Here is a 587-nt window from a genome sequence, read left to right on the forward strand (position 1 = left end):
CGGCTGGGTCGCCCCCGGCCGCTACGCGCAAAAGATCGAACGCCTGAAACTGATGACCTCGCTGTGCGCCTCGATGCCCGCGCAAGCGGCCATCGCCGACTACCTGCAACACGGCGGCTACGACCGACACCTGCGCAAACTGCGCTACGCCCTCGAAGAACAGCAAAGCGCCATGCTCGCCGCCATCGCCCGCTACTTCCCGGCGCAAACCCGCGTGAGCCAACCGGCCGGCGGCTACTTCCTGTGGCTGGAGCTGCCACCGCAGATGGATTCGTTGAAGTTGTTTCAGATGGCGTTGGCGCAGGGGATCAGCATTGCGCCGGGGCCGATTTTTTCGCCGACCCAGCGATTCAGGAATTGCATTCGTTTGAACTACGGCAGCCCGTGGACCGAGGATGCGGAGAAGGCGATGGAGACGCTGGGGCGGATTGTGCGGTCGTTCTGAAAGACCGCTGATCGTTCCCACGCAACCAGTTGATCGTTCCCACGCTCTGCGTGGGAATGCCTCAAGGGACGCTCCGCGTTCCAGCTCTGGAAGGGACGCGGAGCGTCCCGGGCTGCATTCCCACGCGGAGCGTGGGAACGAT

General features: G+C 63.9%; 1 protein-coding gene. It reads left to right on the forward strand.

All coding sequences use genetic code 11. The annotated features are described in order from the left end of the window. Positions 1 to 445: aminotransferase class I/II-fold pyridoxal phosphate-dependent enzyme (locus PMI24_RS25340; protein WP_007959123.1), on the forward strand; the 445-nt coding region annotated here is incomplete at its 5' end. Between the last annotated feature and the right edge of the window lie 142 nt (positions 446 to 587).

The sequence above is a fragment of the Pseudomonas sp. GM25 genome (genome assembly GCF_000282255.1).
In the GTDB taxonomy this organism is placed as follows: domain Bacteria; phylum Pseudomonadota; class Gammaproteobacteria; order Pseudomonadales; family Pseudomonadaceae; genus Aquipseudomonas; species Aquipseudomonas aphyarum.